This is a genomic window from uncultured Clostridium sp., from assembly GCF_963515715.1.
Lineage (GTDB): Bacteria > Bacillota > Clostridia > Clostridiales > Clostridiaceae > Clostridium_AW.
Genome location: NZ_CAUPZS010000040.1, coordinates 23,623 through 29,622, shown reverse-complemented (window position 1 = coordinate 29,622; position 6,000 = coordinate 23,623). Strand labels below are relative to the sequence as shown.

The window sequence follows — 6,000 nt, the reverse complement described above, 5'->3', positions numbered from 1 at the left end:
GTTCTTATGCTGTGCATAACGGATGCTACGTCCCTGGATAAGTTCTTCTAAGCTTGAGCTGGAGTAAGTATTCCTTTTAAGCAAACTCCATCTGAAGCTAAGGATCACTTGATAAATAAAAAACATCATCTCCTATGAAAGATGATGTTCATAATCTAAAATAAATTCTAAACTTGGGTCTATATTTTCTATATAATCTTCTATGCTTAATTCTATATTAATGTCTGGTGTAAAGGATAGTAATCTATCGTCCTCTATGATTTTGTAATACTTTGTTGAATAGCAAACTGTAAGGCCAGAGTTTTTCAAATTAAATCTTTCCACTTCTCCATAACAGTTTGGTTTTCCTCCACTACCTTCTCCTATAAATATTGCATTTGTATTTTCTTTTAGTGAAAATACATTTAATAAAGCTGAGGAAAAGGTTTCTCTCCCTACTATTACAAATAAATTGCCTTTATTGTTTATTGTTTTAGAACTTTTTACATACTCAATAAAAGGTTCTAATAATCTAGAATCACCACCAAAGTTATTTCTAAAGTCAATAATAAGCTTTTCTACATCATTTTCTTCTATGAATTTAATCAACTGCTCACAGAAATTATTAAGGTTAATATCATTCATGTTTCTACAGGCGTTGTATTTAAAATATAATACTTTAAAGTCATTTAGATATTCAAACCAATAGTATTTATCCGAGTTTTTTTCCCATAAAGGAAGATTGCTTTCATCATTATATGTTAATTTTAATTTTTCTCTGACCTCTTTTATTGCTAATGGGCTAATTTCTAATGTTTTCTTGCTTCCCTTTTGATCTTCAAATCCAACCTTTAAACTCCCAAAATCATCTATAATTTCTAAACCATATAAAATTTCTACAGCGGGTAAGTATTTAGGTAATTGAGCTTTTAAAAGCCACTGATTTTCATAAGAAACAATTTCACTTAAAATATTTATAGCCTCTTCTATATCTATATTATTTATATGGGTTATTTTACAATTCAGTATTTCTTTATATTCCTCAAGAGTATGGATTACATATATCCCATCCTTAAACCAATATAATTCCATGGGATATAATAACCTTACCGGTAAACTAAGAGAGGTATGAGCGTCTCTAAAGGATGCAACAATTTTTCCTAAGTTTACTGCAATCTCATAACTATCGTAATAATCTATATTATTTTTTAATCCTTCTATTTCCTCATAAAATTCTCTTTCTTTCTTATGAAAAAATAAATTCTTATGCCTTTTAGGAAGTTCTAATGCTAGTAAATCTATATCTTCTATCCATTTATCTTTTATCATAATTCTAGTCCCTTCGCTTTTCCTAAGGAAGTATCTTACTTACTCTACCTACTATTCCATTACTGAGACGAACCTTTATTCCATGAGGATGAGTAGATGACTTTGTAAGAATATCTTTAACCACTCCTTCTGTTAATTTCCCTGTAGTTTGATCTTGCTTTTGTATGATTAAAACCTTTGTCCCAGGCTTAATATTTTCACGATTATTTCCATTCATAATATATATTCTCCCTTATATTTTATATAATTATATGTTAACATATTCTACTAATGTCAGCTAAGCATTTTTTCTCAATATATTATTAATCCATATAGAATATATGACTATGGAAATTATAGAAAGGCTATAAAACTGAAAGGATATAATATTATGCTTCTCCCTAAATGATAATATTATAAAATAAATTATCATTAAATAAGTAACTCCTCTTACTATATTTCTAAGTAAATTATCCTTTCTATTTATAAAGAATTCATTTAAATATATTTTTTTTATTCCTTTCTTTGATGCTCTAGTAAATATGCAAATTAGGAATATAATATTTGCTATAAAAAATAACATTCCTACTGCTGCTCCAGCTAATCCAACAGTAGCTATATTATCAATACCATCAGGTATATTTTCGTTCATTACAAAATAATCAATAAAAAAGTTTGTCCCTATTTTAAAAATAAAAAATAAATTTATAATGCTAATTATGCTGAACATATATCTCTTCATTTACTACACTCCTTCATTTATGACTTTATAAATTTTTTATATTGCCAAAACATATAGCAAAGAGAAAATATTAGAAATATAACATAAAAAACGTTTTTTTCTATCATTTTGTACCTAGCATAAGTAGCAAATAAAGTACATAATATCGCGCCTAGAAATTGAATAATTTTAACATCCAAATCATTAACTTCTCGAAATATATTAAATATTATCCTCTTTTTCCCTAGAATGCTGAAAATAAGTGTTATGGTAGAAATTAAAATTAAAAGAATAATAGTTAAAAAATTATCATGTTCTACAAACGAATAAAACATTAGTAAATATAAAACCCAAAGAGTTACAATTTGTCCTGCCCACTACGCTCTATCTTTTTTCATTATTCTTTCCCCCTAAGTTTTTATGAAATAGTTTCCTATAAAACTTTAAATCCGTTATAGCTTAAGCAATTTCAAGCTTTATCAAAATGGATTTCCTCACTCAATATTGAATTTATATCTGCAATATTTAAAATTTTTATTAAACTACATAACTTAACTTCAATATTTCATGTTTTATTATCATTGGTGTATAAATTATAAATAATGCCATCAACTTAACTCGATGGCATTACTTATAATTTTCATTTCTTACTTTTTTATAAATTACAAATGCTAATATAACAGAAAATATCAATAAACACAAAAACTTAAAATAAGGTTCAATTATTGTTCCGCTTACAAATTTATCCTTAATGAAAGTTAATGGGTCTGAACCAAAGATAGACGCAAATATAACTACAAAAATTATTACTGATAAAAAACCTAGTACTCCCTACTTAAGTCTATTTTTTAGATTCATTATTTGACACCTCACATAATTTCTGCATTACATAACAGAAGATAAAGTTTTAATTTTTTTGTTCATAATATAAACCCCTATTTGTGTAATTTTAAATTTTATTTAAGTTATCTTCCCTATGTTTCTAATTATGCACTAATTTAACATATATATATTAGCTCATTAGACGATACTATGTATTGAACTGCATTTTAAGCCACTGATGTCATTCAATGCATATTCATTGCATATACTTAGGTTTTTTTCAAGAAAAAAACCTTTTAGGAATTTTAAAATGTGCCATAAATGCAAAAACAAATGATGTTGCCCAAAACGGATAACCTAAGTCACCATTATTAAATAGCAAATATATTAAAAAAGTAAATAAAAAAGTTATACTAAAAACTAATAGCAAATTTATAAAATCTGCTGCAGATAATTTTTTCTTCTCTTTTTCTAATAAATTATCCACTACTTTAGAATAAGAGCTTACTCCAAGCAAACTTTTACTATATATAGCTGAACCACAAAAACTTCCTAAAAACATAGGGTACTTATTAAATATAAGAATATTTAACAAATACAATAAAAACATTGGGAACAAAACTATCACTAAGATTTTTACTGTTTTCATTATTAAATCGTCTCCTTTTACTATTTACTACGAATATATATAAGCATATCTAATTAATTACATTTTACCATATTATATATAATATAGTAAAACTACCCTAATCCTAATCTAACTATTTCTATCATTACTTATCTAAAAAATTTTAAATCTCACAATATTTTACTAATTATTTCTTTAACAACTAATTTAAATCTATTCTTCCAAGAGTTTAGCATGGACATGCTTCCAGATTCCTTGTTAAAATGGCAATAATTCATAAATAAATTATGCCGAATCTTCAAAAGAAGTACCGGGGATATTTTTGGGGTGAATCTCTTATAATTGAGTAGGGTGCCTCTAACCCGAACCCGTCAACTAACCTGGGAGGCAAAATGGAGGAGTTCAGCAAATGATAAAATCAAAGCATTTAAAAACACTTTTAGCAACTTTGACTTTAAGTTTAACTTTATCTACTACAGTTTTTGCAGGAAGTTACACGGTAATTTCTGGTGACTCATTATACAAGGTTGGAAAGCTTTTCAATACTTCCTCAGATACATTAATGAAAGATAATGGTATCAATGGAAGTACTATTTATCCTGGACAAATATTAAAAGTTCCTTGTGATACATACACTGTAAAGACTGGTGATAGCTTATACCTAATTTCTAAAAGATATGATGTAAACTTATATGATTTAAGAAAGGCCAATAACAAATGGGATGACACCATTTACCCTGGACAATCTCTTAATATTCCAGGAAAGAGCTCTAATACAGAAAATTCAACTCCTAGTAACCCATCTACTCAGAAGCCCGTTATAAACTATAGTGAATCTGACTTAGATCTTTTAGCTAGACTTATAACTGCTGAAGCACAAAACCAACCTTATAACGCTCAGGTTGCTGTTGCAAGTGTTGTAGTAAATAGGGTAAAGAGCTCAGAGTTTCCAAACAATATTTCCTCTGTAATTTATCAAGTAAGCGATGGATACTACCAATTTACTCCAGTATTAAATGGGTGGATAAATAAACCTGCTACTGAAACTGCTAAAAAAGCTGCTATGGAAGCCTTATATGGTTCTGACCCAAGTAAAGGTGCATTATTCTACTTTGATGATAGTGCTACTAATAGCTGGTTATGGTCCAAGCCTATAACAGCAAGAATAGGTAACATGGTTTACGTTAAATAAAAAATTATTTAATCTATATAAAGGAGCTGTCTCAAAATGATTTTATGAATAATTTTGAGGCAGTTCCTTTTGTTTTAATCATTTATTTTCAGGTACAACAAAATATTTATAATGTAAGCATTTACTTAGCTGTTCTGAAGAATAATATCTATTTTTCCCTTTAAGTGTACCATCTAAATATCTTTGATAATCCTCACATGCTGGGTCATATATCTCAAAATAAGTCTTGCCATCAACTATTTTATACCCTTTAACTATTATAGCGTTAGTGGAAAAAGCTTGTCCTTTTCTTAAATGAAAATCGCCTACTCTTTCTTCAGGATTAGGATTATATTCAATATCATCTACCCATACACCAAAAATCAATATATTTCCTTTATCTAATTCATCTATTATGGGTTTATCATTCCATATCCCGTAAGGAGACATCCAAACCCTTCTAGACTTTACTCCGAATTTTTCTAAGTATGACTGAAGCACGTCCATATCCCATGGCTTCCCATCATTAATATATTTAGAACGAGCATATTCCACGCTTTTATTGTAATCAGATTTAATCCATTTTAAAGCCATTGTGGCACAAGCTACATTTGAATTATTATTGCTGTATTTCCCAGTATCATGTTGAGAAGTATACCACTCATAAGGTCTATCATTGGTGACATACTTAGTTTCATCTTCTCCTAGCCCAAAACATTCATTTTCAGTCTTTATCTTAAACTCCATTTTTTTCTCTTCTTTTAATTTATCTCCATAAAAGCTTTTTATATTATCTTTAATATTAAGTGTATAGGTCTCTCCATATTGATATGAATCTTCTTCTGGAAATACGGATATCTTATTTTCGTCGCTTTTTACATATACAGGCACCTCTTTGCCGTCTTCATCTTCCACTGTAACCCCTTTTAAATCTTCTTCATCAAGTTTAATTTTTTTATTAAAGGTTATTGTCCAAGACTTTCTATTATCAACATAATACTTATCCTCTTCTTCTGTATTCTCTTCCATTCTAGGCTGAGAAGGTTCTTCTTTTAATGTTATATAATCTTTATCTACATATCCATAAAGATCATATCCTATTCTAACCTTATAACATTCCTCTGTTTCATCTACTATTGTCACATCAGCATTTCCTACTAATTTATAAATTATTTTTGAATCTATATTTTCATTCTCTCTAACATTTAATAAACTTTCTATATTTACAATACCTGATTTTACCGTATATGCTTTTACAGTAGGGTTATGAAGGCTTATAAAAACTATCCCTAATGCAAGAATTAACTTATTCATCTTTTCATTTCTCATAATAATACCTCACATAATTATAAAAATACATTTCAAGCTTTC

6 protein-coding genes and 1 riboswitch are annotated in these 6,000 nt (G+C 28.1%); of the genes, 1 reads left to right on the top strand and 5 read right to left on the bottom strand.

Annotated features, from left to right (window positions below; translation table 11 throughout):
- Positions 1-132 precede the first annotated feature (132 nt).
- The 4 genes from RYO54_RS18890 to RYO54_RS18875 form a co-directional block, all read right to left on the bottom strand.
- Positions 133-1,308, bottom strand: a complete 1,176-nt coding sequence (locus RYO54_RS18890) for a S41 family peptidase (RefSeq protein WP_315122170.1) — start codon at positions 1,306-1,308, stop codon at positions 133-135.
- Between the two features lie 22 nt (positions 1,309-1,330).
- The gene (locus tag RYO54_RS18885) at positions 1,331-1,525 is read right to left on the bottom strand and encodes a YwbE family protein (RefSeq protein ID WP_315122168.1); all 195 of its coding nucleotides are present in this window, start codon (positions 1,523-1,525) and stop codon (positions 1,331-1,333) included.
- Positions 1,526-1,585: 60 nt separating this feature from the next.
- Positions 1,586-2,029: a hypothetical protein gene (locus tag RYO54_RS18880; protein WP_315122167.1), complete on the bottom strand. Its 444-nt coding sequence runs from the start codon at positions 2,027-2,029 to the stop codon at positions 1,586-1,588.
- 1,081 nt (positions 2,030-3,110) lie between these two features.
- Positions 3,111-3,479 carry a hypothetical protein gene (locus tag RYO54_RS18875; protein WP_315122166.1) on the bottom strand — a complete coding sequence of 123 codons (369 nt, stop codon included), beginning with the start codon at positions 3,477-3,479 and terminating at the stop codon, positions 3,111-3,113.
- A 257-nt stretch (positions 3,480-3,736) separates the two neighbouring features.
- Positions 3,737-3,863, top strand: a riboswitch (cyclic di-AMP (ydaO/yuaA leader).
- A gap of 4 nt (positions 3,864-3,867) precedes the next feature.
- Here RYO54_RS18875 and RYO54_RS18870 point away from each other — a divergent pair.
- Positions 3,868-4,650 carry a cell wall hydrolase gene (locus RYO54_RS18870; RefSeq protein WP_315122164.1) on the top strand — a complete coding sequence of 261 codons (783 nt, stop codon included), beginning with the start codon at positions 3,868-3,870 and terminating at the stop codon, positions 4,648-4,650.
- Between the two features lie 78 nt (positions 4,651-4,728).
- Here RYO54_RS18870 and RYO54_RS18865 read toward each other — a convergent pair whose 3' ends face one another.
- Positions 4,729-5,958 (bottom strand): SH3 domain-containing protein, encoded by a 1,230-nt coding sequence (locus RYO54_RS18865; RefSeq protein ID WP_315122162.1) that lies wholly within the window; start codon positions 5,956-5,958, stop codon positions 4,729-4,731.
- Positions 5,959-6,000 lie beyond the last annotated feature (42 nt).

What these genes read in the sequence shown, in the direction of transcription:
- RYO54_RS18890 (WP_315122170.1), bottom strand. Translation starts at nt 1,308, where the DNA reads ATGATAAAAGATAAATGGATAGAAGATATAGATTTACTAGCATTAGAA.
- RYO54_RS18885 (WP_315122168.1), bottom strand. Translation starts at nt 1,525, where the DNA reads ATGAATGGAAATAATCGTGAAAATATTAAGCCTGGGACAAAGGTTTTA.
- RYO54_RS18880 (WP_315122167.1), bottom strand. Translation starts at nt 2,029, where the DNA reads ATGAAGAGATATATGTTCAGCATAATTAGCATTATAAATTTATTTTTT.
- RYO54_RS18875 (WP_315122166.1), bottom strand. Translation starts at nt 3,479, where the DNA reads ATGAAAACAGTAAAAATCTTAGTGATAGTTTTGTTCCCAATGTTTTTA.
- RYO54_RS18870 (WP_315122164.1), top strand. Translation starts at nt 3,868, where the DNA reads ATGATAAAATCAAAGCATTTAAAAACACTTTTAGCAACTTTGACTTTA.
- RYO54_RS18865 (WP_315122162.1), bottom strand. Translation starts at nt 5,958, where the DNA reads ATGAGAAATGAAAAGATGAATAAGTTAATTCTTGCATTAGGGATAGTT.